The organism is Comamonas koreensis, from assembly GCF_014076495.1.
GTDB lineage: Bacteria > Pseudomonadota > Gammaproteobacteria > Burkholderiales > Burkholderiaceae_C > Comamonas > Comamonas squillarum.
In genome coordinates, this window is record NZ_CP043575.1 from 3092344 (window position 1) to 3107015 (window position 14672).

Here is a 14672-nt window from a genome sequence, read left to right on the forward strand (position 1 = left end):
CCAGACTGCTAGAACCTGTTCTAGGGGCTTACCAATCATGCTTTGGCTTGCACATAGCTGCCAGGCGCAGGCTCGAGCTCCCGGTAGTCGGTGCGCGCACGGCCATAGCTTTTGGGCGCTGCCACCTTTTTGCCGGCATGCTGGGCCAGCCACTGGCTCCAGTCTGTCCACCAACTGCCCGGCAGTTCGTCGGCGCCGTCGATCCAGGCGTCGATGTCGGCAGGCAATTGGCCATCCTCGCGCAGCCAGTGGCTGCGCTTATTTTTGGCGGGTGGGTTGATGACGCCGGCAATATGGCCCGAGGCACCCATGACAAAGCGCTTGTCGCCTCCCAGCACCTGGGTGGACGCGTAGGCCGCGCCAATGGGCACAATATGGTCTTCGCGCGAGCCATAGATGTACAGGGGCATATCGATCTTGCCGACATCGAGCTTTTCCCCGCAGACGCTGAGCGCGCCAGGCTGCACCAGCTTGTTTTCCAGGTAGAAGTTGCGCAGGTACCAGGCGTAATAAGGCCCGGGGAGGTTGGTGCAATCGCTGTTCCAGTACAGCAGATCAAAAGGCGGCGGCGTCTCGCCCTTGAGGTAGTTGCCCACCACATAGTTCCACACCAGATCGACCGGGCGCAGAAAGCTGAACGTGGAGGCCAGTTCCTGGCCAGGCATCAGGCCGTTCTGGCCCATGGTCAGCTCGCGGAACTTGACGAAGTTCTCGTCAATGAAGACATCGAGAATGCCGGTGTCCTGGAAGTCCACCAGGGTGGTGAGCAAGGTCGCGCTGGCCACCGAGTCATCGCCGCGCGCGGCCAGCACCGCCAGCGCATTGACCAGCATCGTGCCGCCCACGCAAAAGCCCAAAGCATTGATCTGGGGTTTGCCGGAGATGGCCTTGACCACCTCGATCGCCTCGAGCACCGCGCCGCCGATATAGTCGTCCCAGCCCTTGCCCCCCAGACTGGCATCCGGGTTGCGCCAACTGACGACAAAGGTGCGGTGGCCCTGGGCCACGCTGTAGCGGATCAGCGAGTTGTCGGGCTGCAAGTCCAGGATGTAGTACTTGTTGATGCACGGGGGCACAAACAGCATGGGGCGCTCATAGACCTGGGTGGTCAGCGGCTTGTATTCGATGAGCTGGAACAGCTCATTTTGGAAGACCACGGCCCCTTCGCTGGTGGCCACATTGCGCCCTACTTCAAACAGCGACTCATCGGTCATCGAGACATGGCCCTGGCGCATGTCGGCCAGCATGTTCTGCAAGCCCTGCGCAATGCTCTGGCCCTGGGTGTCAAGCGCCTTTTTCTGCGCCTCGGCATTGAAGGCCAGGAAATTGCTGGGCGCCGTGGCTGCCAGCCACTGCTCCACGCCGAAGCGGACGCGGGCGCGGGTTTTCTCGTCGCCTTGCACGGCGTCCGCCATGTCCATCATGGTTTTGGCATGCAGCGCGTAGCTGGCGGCGGTGAAGGTCGACACAGGGTTGTGCTGCCAGGCGTCGCCGGCAAAGCGCCGGTCCTTGGGCAGGGACACCTCGCCCTTGGCACCTTCGGTCCACAGCGCCAAGGCCGCTTGCGCGTACTGCGCCTGAATGGCCTGCAGCTTTTCCATATCAAAGCTGACGGGGGGCGCGCCCGCTGGCAGGGCCCCCAGACCGGCGGTGAAGCCCTGAGGTGCGCCTACCGCATTGAAAGGAGATGCCATGGTCTGCATGGACTGCATGCGCTCCATCCATTGCTGGGTCATCTGGCTGAGTTGCTGGAACTGGTCGCTGCCCAGTCCCCAATACGGTTGCTGCGTCATCGTCGTCTCCCTGAACAGGCTCCATGCCGGGCATGGGCTTGTGTGCATCTTAGGCGCAAAAAATGGCAGCCGTGTGCTGGCGTGCTGCAAGTTCGGGTAAATTCCAGGGCATGTACCTGATAGCGATAGCCTGGCTTTATGTGGTGGTGTTGATGGCGGTGGTCGAGGCCGCCAGCCCCCAGGGCAGCCTGCTGGGCGCCTTTTTCACCCTGATGCTCTACGGCGCGCTGCCGCTGGGTCTGCTGCTGTTCATTGCCGGCACGCCAGCGCGGCGCCGGATGCGCCACCGGGCCGAAGCCGAGGCGCAACAGGCCCCTGCCCCACCGCCGCCCGATAGCCATTAATGCGCTGAATGCCGCAGTCGCAGGCTGCTGAACACACCCGACATCGCGGCAAAGCCGGCTGCCAGATACAGCGCCACCGTCGTGCCATGGCCGCTGGCCACTGGCCACAAGGTGAAGATGATGGCCACCAGCACAGCGCCCAGCGATTGCCCAGTCAGCCGCGCCGTGCCCAGCATGCCGCTGGCAGCGCCTGCGCGGGCCAGCGGCGCCGAGGTCACGATGGTGTGGTTGTTGGGCGACTGGAACAGCCCAAATCCCAGGCCGCACAAGGCCATGCGCCAGCCGATGTTGAGATCGCTCGGGTCCACCGGCAGCAGCGCCAGGCTCAAGAGGCCCATCGCCAAAATCGCCATGCCGATGCCGCCCAGCAGGCCGTCTTCCACCCGGCCAATCAGCCGGCCCGCCAGCGGGGCCACCATCACGATGGCCACCGACCAGGCCGTCATTAGCATGCCGGCGGCAAAATGGCTGCGCTGCAGCGCATCGAGCAGCAAGAAAGGCAGCGCAATAAAGGACAGCATCTGCGCTGCAAAGGCCCCAATCGACGCCCCCATGGACAGCGCAAAAACGGGAATACGCAGCAAGTCCAGCGGCAGCAAAGGCAGGCTCAGTTTGCGTTGGCGCAGCACATACCAGGCGCCCAGCAGCAGGCCCAGGCCCAGCATCAGCCAGCCTGAGGCGGACGCGCCGCCCGACTCCATGCCATGGCGCGCGCCGATGCGCTCGGCACCCAGAAACACCAGCGAGAACATCGCAAAGTTCAGCGCCACATCGATGGGGGTCAGCTTGGCATGCGGTGCATCCAGCAGCTGCTGCGGGTTGCGCGGCAAGGCCTTGCGGCCCAGCCACAAGGTCAGAATGCCCAGCGGCACATTGATGGCAAACAGCCAGGGCCAGCTGGCCACCGACAAAATCAATGCCGCCACACCAGGGCCGGCCACCGACGAGATGGCCACCACCAGCGAGTTAAGCGCCATGCCCTTGCCCAGCTTGGCCGCCGGGTAGGTCAGGCGCACCAGTGCGGCATTGACGGCCATCACCCCGGCCGCGCCCATGCCCTGCAGGCCGCGCGCTGCAATCAGCAGCCACAGCGACTGGGCCAGCATGGCCACGGCCGATGCCAGCGTAAAACACACGAGACCCACCAGGTAGACCTTGCGGTAGCCAATGCGCTCGCCCAGTGCGGCCAAGGGCAGCAGCAGGCCCAAGGTGCCCAGCTGGTAGGCATTGATGACCCAGATCGCCTCGGCAGGCGATGCCTGCAGTTCCTTGGCCACCGTGGGCAAGGCCAGGTTCATGATGCTGCCATCGAGCACGGCCACGATCAGGCCCAGCACAATGACCAGCATCGCCAGGCGCCGCTCGGGCATGGGCAGACCCTCGCTCAGCGAGGCCGGTTGCATGCGTGCCTCAGCCACGGCAGATCACCGGCATCTGTGGATGGGCAGTTTTCATATGGCGACGCTTTCCACCACCTGGGGCTTGCCCGGGTAGAGCATGGTTAGGTGGGGAATGCCATCTTCCAGATAGGGCTCGGAGACAACGTCGAATCCGCAGCCTTCGTAGAATTTTTGCAAATAGGCCTGCGCGCCAATGCGAATGGCGGTGCCTGGCCACAGGCGGTCGGTCTCGGCCATTGCGTGGCGCATCAGCTCCCAGCCAGCCCCCGTGCCGCGCATCGCCTGCATGACGGCCACGCGGCCAATCGACGGCTCTGGATAGGCCAGTCCCGGCGGCAGCACCCGCACATAGGCTTGGAGCACGCCTTGCGCATCACGCCCCAGCAGGTGCCAGGCGTCCTGGTCTTTGTAGTCCAGGTCCTGGAAGGCGACCTGCTCGGCAATAAAGACCTGGCAGCGCACATGCAGCAGGTCATAGAGTTGCTGCAGATTGAGTGCCGAGAAGGGCTGGAAGGACCAGCTCAGCTGGTCCACTGTTGAAGAAGGCTTTGGCATGTTCTGTCCATCTATCGAGGGCCTGGGGACAGTGGCCACAGGCCCAGCTGCGCGCTCGCGCACCATTGCGCGAGCGTGGAAATCAGTCGGTCTTGATCTGCTTTTTGGCGGCCTGCAAAGACTGCACGACCTCGGGCATCACGTACTTGAACGTGCCCGTTGCATGGCTGCACAAGGCACCCTGCTCGTCATAGAGCCAGGCCTCGCAAAACGCCATGCGGCTGCTGCGCGAGAGCAGCTTGCCCTTGGCCACCAAGGCGCCTTTGGCCGGCGCCATGAAGCTGGTTTTCATCTCAATCGTCACCGCGCCACTGCCGGGGATGGCACTGCGCGCCGCATGGGCCATCGTCACATCAAGCAAGGTCATCGATGCACCGCCATGGGTGACTTCGTAGCTATTGAGGTGTTCGGGCCGGGCCCGGTAATGCAGCTCCGCCTCGCCGTTTTCCCAGCGGTGCAAGCGAAAGCCCAGGTGGCTGACAAAGGGGATTTCAACTTCAAAGGGCAGCACAGCACAGGCTCCAGCAACAGGCAAGCATGGAGCATACCGCCTTTGGGCGCTGCCCTGGGGCAAACCCTGACATACAAGCGACAGCCAGTCGGGCAATACGCTGGCGAGCGCCATCTGAACCGATTCTTACAGCGTGGCGATGGCCACGCCCCCGCGCAAACGCTGCTGCACCACGGTCGCCATGCCGGCAGGCGCTTGGGCCAGCAAGGCGGGCCAGGCGCTCTGCGCCTGCCGCACCATGTCCTTGAGCAGGCTGATATGGCGCGGCACGCGCAGCAGACCGGCGGCCTTCAGAAGGGCCGCCACATCGTCCCAGCTGAGCGCCCGCATACTACTGTCAATGGCCTTGTTGACGGCATACTGCTGCGGGGCCGAACCGTCGATGAAGGCCGCGACGCAGACACAGTCGTAGACGGGGGCCAGGCGCGGCTGGCGCCCATCGGGGTAGACCAGCGCCCAGTTCTTCAGGTGCGCATCGGTATTGCCCATCAGGATCGCGGCCACGGTACGTGCCAGAAACTCCCGGGTATCGGCCACAGGCTGCGGGCTCAAGCGGTCGAGCACGCGCAGCATCGTCGGCCAGTCCTGCTGCAGGCCCTTGCCGTACTTGTGGCGCGGCGCATAGCCCAGCGCCTGGTTGAACTCTTCCATGTGCACGCGTGTGCCATCGGGCAGGTGGTCAAAGCGTTGCACGGCCAATATCTCGTCAAACGGCAGCTGCTCGGGCAGATCGGCCTGGGCGCGGCTGATGATCTGCGCATCGGCCGTCGTCAGCCCCAAGGACTGGCACAGCTGGTAGCAGCTGAACTCGTTGGCCACCAAGTCCGGGTGCTGGGTGCTGGGCAGCTTCAGGATCACGCTGCCCGCCGCGCCCCGGCGGCGCACGGTGTAGCGCCGGCCATCCTGCACCGCGCTGAACTTGGTGACGATGCCCGGCAGCGACGCGGCATCGGCCACCGGAAACTCGACAAAACCGGGCTCGAGCACATCGAGGCCTTGCGAGGTATGCCAATGGCGCACCACGTCGGGAATGGCTTCGTCGCGGGGCACCGGCTCCACCTCCAGCGCGCCCATCAGGTCGTGTCCGGCAGCGGCCAGCAGCTCAAACTCGTCATCGGGGGAGCAGCCCCGCTCAGCGGCCAGGCGCTGGCGGTTGTGGCCTTCGGGCAGCAGATTCTGGAAATAGACCGGCCAGCGCCCATCGGTGCGCACCAGCCGGGCATCGCGCGCGGCATGCAAGATGCGCTGGGTGTCGGCCTCCGTCGCGCCCTGGTAGCTGAGCGAGAGCACAGGCCGCTCCGGATCCGCGATATAGCTGTCCTCGAACGAGACGCGCAGGATATCGCCGTACTGCGACAGGTAGCCGATGGCGCGCCGCCCCCCGCCCATGCTGCCAGGCAAGTGCATATAAAGACGCAGGTAGCGGATGGAGGTGCTCATTCAGTGCATGGCTTGCCCAAAGCCATCCTTCAGGGCTGGCGACCGGCCAGGCTGTCCACGACCGAAGGTGGCGCCTCCGCACCGGTTGGCTGGCCTAAAAACTTGCCGCCCGACTGGATAAAGGCCTGCAGCGCGGGCAAAAGATCTGCCGGCACTGCCACAAGCTGCATGCCCAGCACCCGGGCCATTTCGGCCACGGTCGAGTAGCGCGGGTCGACATCGCCGGTTTCAGTGCGCTGCACCGCCATGCGCGAGAGCCCCGCCTGCTCGGCCAATTGGGCCTGGGTCAGTTGCTGGGCTTTGCGGGCTGCCACCAAGGTGGCCATCAAGGGGGTAGTCATGCTGCACATTCTACTCTTTATTGATTAAATGAGTAGATTAAATGGCACACTTAGCATTACAAAAGATTCACAAATTACTCATTTTGAGATAAATGAGTACTTTGAGAGCAAAGCTTGAGCGATGACGAAGCCCCTAGGCCACCCAGATGCAAGCGGCAAAGCGCCCGGTGCCCCCACCGGGTGAGCCATCTCGCCGGTGCGAGAAAAACCGCTCTTTGTTGGCCACGGTGCACCAGTCCTGGCTGCCGTCATTGCCAAACAACTGCGCAAGGCCCAAGCGCTGCAAGCGGTAGCGGGCCAGCCCGCTCAGGTTGGCAAAATACTTGCCCGGCGCGCCGGGTTCGAACAGCGGCGCGCAATCCGGATCCGGCCCGACAAAGGCGGCCTGCACCTCGGCACCCACTTCAAACGCGGGCTGGCTGATGCATGGACCCAGCCAGGCCATGGTCTGCGTGGCAATCTGGTTATCGCTCAGGCCAGCCTGGCCCGCCTGCCGGCGCACCCGATCGGCATAGGCCGCAAAGCAGTTCTCCAGCACCCCTAACCCGTCCTGTCCCAGCAAACCCCGCCAACCGGCGTGGGCGGCGCCTACCACCGGCAGCTGCTGGTGACAGAACAAGACCGGCAGACAGTCGGCTGCCATGACGGTGCAGCCCAGCCCTGGCACATCACTGACGCTGGCATCGGCCGGCTGCTCCTCGCCGCCGCCTTCACCCAGCACCTGCACATGCCTGCCATGCACCTGGCGCACAAATACCGGCTGACGGGGGCGGGCCTGGTCGGCACCGTAGCCGGCCTGCTGCTCCAGCGCCTGCATGGCCTGGGCGAGCAGCTGACGGTTGCTTTGCACATGGCCGGGAACATCGCCCACGTTAAAGCTCAGGTTGGTGGTGCCAAACAGGCCTTCGCTGGCGCCGCCAGCGCGCGTGGTGCAGAGCGCAAACACACCCGGTGGCGTGGGCCACTCGGGCAGCAGCCAGTCGGCGGGAAAGTGGTTGGACGCAGCGCTACTCATGGCTGGGCATCCGGGCAGGCGGCAGGCTGGGCCTTTTGCACCGCATCCGTCGCCATGGCGGCCTCATAGGCGGCCATGGTCAGCGGCAGACCGTCAAGGCTGACCTTGAAGCGCTGGGCATTGAAGATTTGCGGCACCAGCGCGCAGTCGGCCATCGTCAGGCTATCGCCCCAGCAAAAACGCGATGGCGCCAAGCCTTGCGCCTGGCGCTCGGCCGCCAGCAGCACCAATTGGCGCTCAAAGGCCTCCAGCCCGGTACGGCACCAGTGCTGGTACCACTGGGTTTTTTCAGCATCGCTGTGGCCCAGCTCGCCGGTCAGGTAGGCCAGCACCCGCAGGTTGTTGATCGGGTGGATCTCGCAGGCCACCTGCAGGGCCAGCGCGCGGATGCGGGCACGGGCCAGCGCATTGCCCGGCAGCATCGAAGACGTCTGCGGGTAGGCCTCGTCCAGCCACTCGATCACGGCCAGCGACTGGTTCAGCCACAGGCCGTCATCGGTCTCCAGCGCGGGCACCAGCGCGTCGCCCACATGGCTGGCAAAGGCGGGTTCGCGGTGCTCGGCCTTGACCAGGTGCACCGGCAGATAGTCATAGGCCAGGCCCTTGGCCTGCATCGCAATGCGCACCCGGTAGGACGCGGACGAGCGGAAATAGTTGTGCAGCTTCATGGCAACCGAGCATAACGCAGGGCGCTGCAGCAGCCGGTCATCCAGTCACCCGCATGACAGCTGGCGTTGCCTGGCATGCCAGGGCCAGCATGGGCGCAGACCGCGATCCTGCAAAGCGGTTTGTTTTGCCGCATAATTTTTGGCACCGCTTCAACCGGGCGGTTTCCTCCCGCCTCCAACCAAAGTCCAGCATGAGCCAATACGTCATCCCTCCAGCCTCGCCAACCGGCGTACCTGTTCAAGGCAGCGACCAGCTGTTCCCCGTGCGCCGCGTCTACTGCGTGGGCCGCAACTACGAAGATCATGCCAAGGAAATGGGCTTTACCGGCCGCGAGGCGCCCTTCTTCTTCATGAAGCCCGCTGATGCGGTGGTGCCCGTGGCCACAGGTAGCAGCGGCCAGATCGCCTACCCAACGCTCACCAGCAACCTGCACCACGAGATCGAGCTGGTGGTGGCCATTGGCAAGGGCGGCAAGAACATTGCTGCAGCGGACGCCGCCGCGCACATCTGGGGCTATGGCGTGGGGCTGGACATGACGCGCCGCGACCTGCAAAACGACATGAAAAAGCAAGGCCGCCCCTGGGAGATCGGCAAGGCCTTTGAAGGCAGCGCACCCATCGCAGCCCTGGTGCCCGCCGCCCAGGCCGGTGATGTCAACAACGCCGAGATCTGGCTCAAGGTCAACGGTGCCGAACGCCAGCACAGCAATGTGCAAAAGCTGATCTGGAACATTGCCGAGACCATTGAAGTGATCTCGCAAGCCTGGGAGCTGCAAGCCGGTGACCTGATCTTCACCGGCACGCCCGAAGGCGTGGCCGCAGTCGTCAAGGGCGATGTGCTCGAAGGCGGCGTGACGGGCCTGCCCCCATTGAAAATCGAGCTGGTGTAAGGCCAGGACAACGCGCCACCCGCTGCGGTGGCGCTTTTTTTCGTCCCTGGCCGCGAGCAGCGCGACCTTGACGCACAATAGACCGCATGACCTCACGCGCCCCCGTTGATTTTTGCCGCCGCTGCGGCACCCACGTTGAGCACCGACTGCCCGATGACGGCGACACCAAGATCCGCGCGATCTGCCCGGCCTGCCATACCGTGCACTACGAGAACCCGCTGAACGTGGTGGGCACCGTCCCCTATATGGGCGACAAGGTGCTGCTGTGCCTGCGCAATATCGAGCCACGCAAAGGTTACTGGACCTTGCCGGCCGGCTTCATGGAGCTCGATGAGACCACCGGCCAGGGCGCCGAGCGCGAGACCGATGAGGAAGCGGGCGCCGACATCGCGATGGGCCCGCTGTTTTCGCTGGTCAATGTGCCGCATGTCGGCCAGGTACACCTGTTCTACCTGGCCCAGCTGCAAAGCACCGAATTCAAGCCCGGCTGGGAGACCATCGAAGCGCGGCTCTTCAGCGAGGCCGAGATTCCTTGGGACCAGATCGCCTTTCGCACCGTCAAGGTCACGTTGCAGCGCTATTTTGAAGACCGCAAGCGCGGCGCATTCGGCATCCATGTGATCGATCTGGAGACACCCGCCGGCCCCTTGGTTCCCCCCAAGGCTACCGAAGCGTCCACCACCTCGGCCGCTTCCTGACCAGTGTGCAAGCCATGACTTCTACCTTCACCCCGACCACCTCCTCCATCCGCCGCCGCCTGCTGGGCAGCTTGGTACTGCCCGCCGTGGCGGCCAGCAGCGCCTGGCTGCCAGGCCTCGCCCATGCCGCCAAGCTGCAGGACATGGCGCTGGCCCTGGTCGAGAAATACAAGCTTGGCCACAGCCTGCCCCAGGTGGGTTTGCAGATTGCGGCCAAATCGCCCGAGTACCAGGCCTTGATCGACAAGATGGGCCAGCAGCAAGCCGGCCAGGCGATGATTGCAGCGACACGCTCGGTCGCAGCCGACTACCAAAAGCGCTGGAACACGCAGCTGGCTGCCGCCTACGCACAGAATTTCAACGAGGCCCAGCTGCAGTCCTTGCTCGACCAGGGCCCGCAATCGCCGCATGCGCAGCTGATGCAAAGCAAGCAGGCCGATATCAACCGCATGATGCAGCAGTCGAGCTCGGGCCTGCTGCGCGAGATGATGGCCAAGGCCTATACCAAGGCGCAGCAACCGTCCCCAGCACCCAGCCCTGCGGCCAAAAAGCCTAAGCCCTGAGTCGCAGGGGAACCACACCTGCTTTGCGCGTGATTCTGCAACGCGCGCTGACACGACAATGCCGTACCCACTGCCAAGTGGCTACGGCATTTTGATGGGCTGCTTATTTAGCGGCTGTCGCGCTTGGCCTGTGCCGCCCGGGTTTTGGACTGGCCGCTGGCCTTGATTTTCTTGTTCACCGGCTGGGCCTTGATGGGGTTGCCCCGGCTGGCCGCGGCCGGCTGGCGGGTAGGCACCGCGCCGCGCGCAGCAGCGGCTGCGTTACCGCCGACCTCGGCATTGGCAGCGGTGGTTTTGCGTGCTTTGGCCGGTGCCGCTGCCGCTTTCTTCGCAGGGGCCTTGGTGGACTTGGCTGCTGGTTTTTTGACCGCAGCGGCCTTCTTGGCTGCGGGCACCTTCACAGCCGTCTTGGCTGCTTTGCGCGGCGCGGCAGCAGGCGTTGCGGACGCCGTCTTGGTCGCAGGCTTTTTCACCGCGCTCTTGGCTGCAGACTTGGTCGCGGTCTTGCTTGCTGTTTTTGTAGCAGTTTTTTTTACCGCCTTCGCAGGGGCAGCTGCACGTTGGGTCGCTGCGCCTGCCGTACTCTTGGCAGCAGTAGCCTGGAGCTTGGCCAGCCGCTCTTCAAAGCGGCCGAGCACGTCCTGCATCACATCGGCTTTGAGTTCGGTGCGGCTGTTCTCATTGCCAGTGGGCCTGCTGGCGGCGGCCGGGCCCTTTTGGGTTTTCACCGACTGGCGTTGGTAGAGATCGCGGTACTTGGCGCGCAAGGTACGGCTGCGGGTGATCTTGCTGCTGAGCTGACGCTCGGTCAGATCCTTGATCGCATTGGCACGGCTGGCTTGGAACAATTCCAATTCAGGCTTGGTCAGCAAGGTCTGAACTTGTCTCAGGGTATAGCTCACGGCATCTCCTCTGCATAAAAAAGCAGGGCCGCCGGATAGCGGCCACTGGCGTTTTTCATCGTATTGACATCTGGTGCGTGGCGATGTCAGAGAAAGCCCCCTTATCCCTATGGCCCCATCCGCTGCCATGCAGTGCTGAAGGACCAGCCTTTTGGGTCAGATCAAGGCGCGCCGTTTTGCAGCAGCCGCAGCATCGCCGCCTCGTTCAGCACCGTCACGCCCAGCTCCTGGGCCTTGGTCAGTTTGCTGCCGGCGTCCGCGCCGGCCACCAGGTAATGGGTCTTCTTGCTCACCGAGCTGGAGACCTTGGCGCCTGCCGCTTCCAGCAGGTCCTTGGCTTCATCGCGGCCCATGGTGGGCAAGGTGCCGGTCAGCACCACGGTCATGCCGGCCAGAATCTGCGCGGGCTTTTCGGCAGGCACCGCTTCGTCCCAGTGCACGCCGGCTGCACGCAGTTGCTCGACCACCTCGCGGTTGTGCGGCTGCGCAAAAAAGGTGTGCAGGCTATGGGCCACCACCGGCCCCACGTCGTTCACCTGCAGCAGATCGTCGACCGAGGCATCCATGATGGCATCGAGCACTCCAAAGTGCTTGGCCAGGTCCTTGGCGGTGGATTCGCCCACATGGCGAATGCCCAGGCCAAACACAAAGCGAGCCAGCGTGGTTTTCTTCGAGGACTCCAGCGCCGCGAGCACATTCTGTGCGGATTTCTCTGCCATGCGCTCGAGGCCCGACAAGGTCGCAATGCCCAGTTTGTAGAGGTCGGGCAGGCTGCGGATCACGCCGCTGTCGACCAGCTGGTCGACCAGCTTGTCACCCAGACCTTCGATGTCCATCGCGCGGCGGTGCGCATAGTGCAGGATGGCCTCCTTGCGCTGGGCCACGCAGAACAGGCCGCCGGTGCAGCGGTGGTTGGCCTCGCCTTTTTCACGCACCACATCGCTGCCGCAGACCGGGCATTGGCTAGGCATCGAGAAGTTGGGCACATACTGCGAGCGCAGGCCAGGCACCCGACCCGCCACCTCGGGGATCACGTCGCCCGCGCGGCGCACGATGACATCGTCCCCCACCCGTACCCCCTTTTTGCGGATGTCGAACACATTGGACAGGGTGGCATTGGTGACAGTGACGCCACCGACAAACACCGGTGCCAGACGCGCCACCGGCGTCAGCTTGCCGGTGCGGCCCACCTGCACCTCGATGCCTTCAAGCCGCGTCACCATCTCCTGGGCCGGGTACTTGTGGGCCACGGCCCAGCGCGGCTCGCGGCTGACAAAGCCCAGCTCCAGCTGCAGCGCGCGGCTGTTGACCTTGTAGACCACGCCATCGATCTCGTAACCCAGGTTGGCGCGCTCAGCGCCCATGCGCTGGTGAAAGGCCACCAGCGCATCGGCACCCTGGGCCACGCAGACCTGCGGCGCCACTGGAAAGCCCCAGGCGCGCAGCTGCATCAGCATTGCGTAGTGGCTGTCCCACTGCATGCCGCCTTGGGCCACCGGCGTCACCTCACCCAGGCCATAGGCGAAAAACGACAGCGGGCGCCGGGCGGTGACGTTGGAGTCAAGCTGGCGCACTGCGCCGGCTGCCGCATTGCGCGGATTGACAAAGGTCTTGCCGCCCGCAGCTTCTTGCTTGCGGTTGAGCGCGTCAAAATCATCGCGGCGCATATAGACTTCGCCGCGCACCTCCAGCACCGGTGGCACGGCGGCATCCTGGCGCAGCTGCAGCGGTATCTGGCGGATGGTGCGGATATTGTGGGTAACATCCTCTCCCACTTCGCCGTCGCCGCGCGTCGTGGCCTGCACCAGGCGCCCGCCCTCGTAGCGCAGGTTCATCGCCAGGCCGTCGAATTTGGGCTCAGCCACATACTCGACCGGCGGGTCACTGGGATCAAGGCCCAGCTCCTTGCGGATGCGCGCATCAAAGGCCTGCGCGCCGCTGGCTTCGTTGTCGGTCTCGGTGCGGATGCTGAGCATCGGCACGGCATGGCGCACGGGGGTCAGGCCTTCCAGAATCGCGCCGATCACGCGCTGGGTCGGCGAGTCCGGGCTCAGCAGCTCGGGGTGGGCTTTTTCCAGCGCTTCGAGCTGCTGGTAGACGCGGTCGTACTCACCATCGGGCACTGTGGGCGCGTCTTGCACATAGTATTCATGCGCCCACTGCACCAGCTGCGCACGCAAGGCCTGCACCTGGGCGGCAGCATCCTGTGGGGCGTCACCAGCGGGCGACGCGAAAAGATCAATATTCTCAGCCATGCGGCTTGACTCCGAAAATCTGGCAAAGCGCGGGGCTCTGCGTGGTCTGATGCCTGCGACTATACGGCCAAAGCCGCGCATTCATTGCGTAAACAGCGGCGCCCAGAACGCAAAAAAGGCTGCACAGGCAGCCTTTGGCAAAACGGGTGCGGCTTAGCTGAACAAACGCCGTGCAGCCAGCGAGCCCGCTGCCAGGTCGCGCTGCTCGAGCTGGTCGTACAAGTTTTCCAGATCCTGGGCGATGGGGTCCACCACCATGATCGGCAGGGGCGTGCCATTTTGGTCGCAGATGACGCCGTCCATCTCGGCGCACAGCGCCTCGGCGGCAGTGCGCATCTTGTCGAAGGGCTTTTCGCTGCGTGCCACATGGGGCACATCCAGGCTCAGCAGCACATCGCGCAAGGCGCTGGCTTCCGGATCGTCGGCCAGTGCAGCCTGCGCGTCATAGGTCAGCGCCAATATGGCAGGCATTTGCTCGATGCCCGAAGGCATCACCATGCGGCCAGGGCCAGCCGGCACAAAGCCATGCTTGGCCGCAACCTGGGCCACATAGCCGGGGCTCCAGGAGGCGCGCTTGGCACGCAGCATAAAGGCCAGCTGCGCATCATGCTCGCTGGCAAAGGCGTCAAGTTCGCGAGCACGGGCCACTTCCTGCAGCATGTCAGGCGTGTCGTGCGCCGCGCCGATGCTGTCGGCAAACTGCTGGACCTTGGTGACGAACTCGGAAAACTCGATCTCGTTCATCGGGCCATGGCGGTTGGCCAGCTGCACGCCGGCCTGAAATCCGGTGTAGCGGGCGCCGGCGCGTGGCAGCTCCCAGGTCTGGCTGGTCTCGTTCAGGCCTTCGATGTTGAAGGCCTTGTTGCCGGCGCGAAAGCTGCTGGGCATGGCTGCGATGGCCGCATTGCCGGAGACGATGCCGTCGGTGTGGATGGTGGCAATCGCATCGGTGAGCGGGTCGAGAATCTGCTGGCGGTCACCCAGGTAGGTGCCGGGGTTGCCGCTGCGTGCCACCGCGCCTGCACCAAAGGCATCGGCACTGTGGCCGCTCAGGCGGGGGCCCTGGCCGCCCAGTTGGGCATCGAGCACCGGGTCACCGGTGGCTGACGATGCCGCGCGGCCATCAAAGCCGGGCTCGTAGCGCAGCTCGGAGTCGCCGCTCTGGCCTGGCTCCTCGGGCCGGGGTTTCTTGGGCTCGTTGCGGCGTGCCGACCAGGTGTTGTAGGCGATGTACAAAACCAGAATGACACCAAAGGTGATCACCAACGCCAGTTGAAAATTACTCATACGACTTCGT

The 14672-nt window shown here is 64.3% G+C and carries 15 protein-coding genes; 4 read left to right on the forward strand and 11 right to left on the reverse strand.

The window, feature by feature from the left end:
- Positions 1–35: 35 nt before the first annotated feature.
- Positions 36–1793, reverse strand: a complete 1758-nt coding sequence (locus F0Q04_RS13990; RefSeq protein WP_182341433.1) for a PHA/PHB synthase family protein — start codon at positions 1791–1793, stop codon at positions 36–38.
- A gap of 62 nt (positions 1794–1855) precedes the next feature.
- On the opposite strand from F0Q04_RS13990, the gene F0Q04_RS13995 reads away from it, so the two are divergent.
- Positions 1856–2137 carry a hypothetical protein gene (locus F0Q04_RS13995; RefSeq protein WP_232539346.1) on the forward strand — a complete coding sequence of 94 codons (282 nt, stop codon included), beginning with the start codon at positions 1856–1858 and terminating at the stop codon, positions 2135–2137.
- Here F0Q04_RS13995 and F0Q04_RS14000 read toward each other — a convergent pair.
- From F0Q04_RS14000 to maiA, 7 genes are all read right to left on the reverse strand, one after another.
- Positions 2134–3540, reverse strand: coding sequence for an MFS transporter (locus F0Q04_RS14000; RefSeq protein WP_182341436.1), 1407 nt, complete (start codon positions 3538–3540; stop codon positions 2134–2136). The genes F0Q04_RS13995 and F0Q04_RS14000 overlap by 4 nt on opposite strands.
- 48 nt (positions 3541–3588) lie before the next feature.
- Positions 3589–4092: a GNAT family N-acetyltransferase gene (locus F0Q04_RS14005; RefSeq protein WP_182341440.1), complete on the reverse strand. Its 504-nt coding sequence runs from the start codon at positions 4090–4092 to the stop codon at positions 3589–3591.
- Positions 4093–4174: 82 nt separating this feature from the next.
- Positions 4175–4603, reverse strand: a complete 429-nt coding sequence (locus tag F0Q04_RS14010) for a PaaI family thioesterase (RefSeq protein ID WP_116925711.1) — start codon at positions 4601–4603, stop codon at positions 4175–4177.
- 126 nt (positions 4604–4729) lie between these two features.
- Positions 4730–6043, reverse strand: a complete 1314-nt coding sequence (locus F0Q04_RS14015; RefSeq protein ID WP_182341443.1) for a type II toxin-antitoxin system HipA family toxin — start codon at positions 6041–6043, stop codon at positions 4730–4732.
- 29 nt (positions 6044–6072) lie between these two features.
- Entirely contained in the window at positions 6073–6384 is a 312-nt protein-coding gene (locus tag F0Q04_RS14020) for a helix-turn-helix transcriptional regulator (protein ID WP_182341446.1), read from the reverse strand.
- A gap of 133 nt (positions 6385–6517) precedes the next feature.
- Complete coding sequence (locus F0Q04_RS14025; protein WP_182341449.1) at positions 6518–7399, reverse strand: polyphenol oxidase family protein; 882 nt, start codon at positions 7397–7399, stop codon at positions 6518–6520.
- Positions 7396–8067 carry a maleylacetoacetate isomerase gene (gene maiA / locus F0Q04_RS14030; RefSeq protein ID WP_182341452.1) on the reverse strand — a complete coding sequence of 224 codons (672 nt, stop codon included), beginning with the start codon at positions 8065–8067 and terminating at the stop codon, positions 7396–7398. The genes F0Q04_RS14025 and maiA overlap by 4 nt, the downstream gene beginning before the upstream one ends.
- A gap of 191 nt (positions 8068–8258) precedes the next feature.
- Here maiA and F0Q04_RS14035 point away from each other — a divergent pair, with 191 nt between their 5' ends.
- From F0Q04_RS14035 to F0Q04_RS14045, 3 genes are all read left to right on the forward strand, one after another.
- Positions 8259–8957, forward strand: a complete 699-nt coding sequence (locus F0Q04_RS14035) for a fumarylacetoacetate hydrolase family protein (protein WP_116925715.1) — start codon at positions 8259–8261, stop codon at positions 8955–8957.
- A gap of 86 nt (positions 8958–9043) precedes the next feature.
- On the forward strand, positions 9044–9655 hold the full coding sequence (locus F0Q04_RS14040; protein ID WP_182341455.1) for an NUDIX hydrolase: 612 nt from the start codon (positions 9044–9046) through the stop codon (positions 9653–9655).
- Positions 9656–9669: 14 nt separating this feature from the next.
- A complete protein-coding gene (locus F0Q04_RS14045) occupies positions 9670–10218 on the forward strand; it encodes a hypothetical protein (protein WP_182341458.1) in 549 nt (182 codons plus the stop codon).
- Positions 10219–10325: 107 nt separating this feature from the next.
- Here the strand turns inward: F0Q04_RS14045 and F0Q04_RS14050 are convergent, their stop codons facing one another.
- From F0Q04_RS14050 to F0Q04_RS14060, 3 genes are all read right to left on the reverse strand, one after another.
- Complete coding sequence (locus tag F0Q04_RS14050; protein ID WP_182341461.1) at positions 10326–11120, reverse strand: hypothetical protein; 795 nt, start codon at positions 11118–11120, stop codon at positions 10326–10328.
- 161 nt (positions 11121–11281) lie between these two features.
- Complete coding sequence (ligA, locus tag F0Q04_RS14055) at positions 11282–13375, reverse strand: NAD-dependent DNA ligase LigA (protein ID WP_182341464.1); 2094 nt, start codon at positions 13373–13375, stop codon at positions 11282–11284.
- A gap of 153 nt (positions 13376–13528) precedes the next feature.
- Entirely contained in the window at positions 13529–14662 is a 1134-nt protein-coding gene (locus tag F0Q04_RS14060; protein ID WP_182341468.1) for a cell division protein ZipA C-terminal FtsZ-binding domain-containing protein, read from the reverse strand.
- Positions 14663–14672: the final 10 nt, after the last annotated feature.

What these genes read in the sequence shown, in the direction of transcription:
- F0Q04_RS13990 (WP_182341433.1), bottom strand. Translation starts at nt 1,793, where the DNA reads ATGACGCAGCAACCGTATTGGGGACTGGGCAGCGACCAGTTCCAGCAA.
- F0Q04_RS13995 (WP_232539346.1), top strand. Translation starts at nt 1,856, where the DNA reads ATGGCAGCCGTGTGCTGGCGTGCTGCAAGTTCGGGTAAATTCCAGGGC.
- F0Q04_RS14000 (WP_182341436.1), bottom strand. Translation starts at nt 3,540, where the DNA reads ATGCAACCGGCCTCGCTGAGCGAGGGTCTGCCCATGCCCGAGCGGCGC.
- F0Q04_RS14005 (WP_182341440.1), bottom strand. Translation starts at nt 4,092, where the DNA reads ATGCCAAAGCCTTCTTCAACAGTGGACCAGCTGAGCTGGTCCTTCCAG.
- F0Q04_RS14015 (WP_182341443.1), bottom strand. Translation starts at nt 6,043, where the DNA reads ATGAGCACCTCCATCCGCTACCTGCGTCTTTATATGCACTTGCCTGGC.
- F0Q04_RS14020 (WP_182341446.1), bottom strand. Translation starts at nt 6,384, where the DNA reads ATGACTACCCCCTTGATGGCCACCTTGGTGGCAGCCCGCAAAGCCCAG.
- F0Q04_RS14025 (WP_182341449.1), bottom strand. Translation starts at nt 7,399, where the DNA reads ATGAGTAGCGCTGCGTCCAACCACTTTCCCGCCGACTGGCTGCTGCCC.
- maiA (WP_182341452.1), bottom strand. Translation starts at nt 8,067, where the DNA reads ATGAAGCTGCACAACTATTTCCGCTCGTCCGCGTCCTACCGGGTGCGC.
- F0Q04_RS14035 (WP_116925715.1), top strand. Translation starts at nt 8,259, where the DNA reads ATGAGCCAATACGTCATCCCTCCAGCCTCGCCAACCGGCGTACCTGTT.
- F0Q04_RS14040 (WP_182341455.1), top strand. Translation starts at nt 9,044, where the DNA reads ATGACCTCACGCGCCCCCGTTGATTTTTGCCGCCGCTGCGGCACCCAC.
- F0Q04_RS14045 (WP_182341458.1), top strand. Translation starts at nt 9,670, where the DNA reads ATGACTTCTACCTTCACCCCGACCACCTCCTCCATCCGCCGCCGCCTG.
- ligA (WP_182341464.1), bottom strand. Translation starts at nt 13,375, where the DNA reads ATGGCTGAGAATATTGATCTTTTCGCGTCGCCCGCTGGTGACGCCCCA.
- F0Q04_RS14060 (WP_182341468.1), bottom strand. Translation starts at nt 14,662, where the DNA reads ATGAGTAATTTTCAACTGGCGTTGGTGATCACCTTTGGTGTCATTCTG.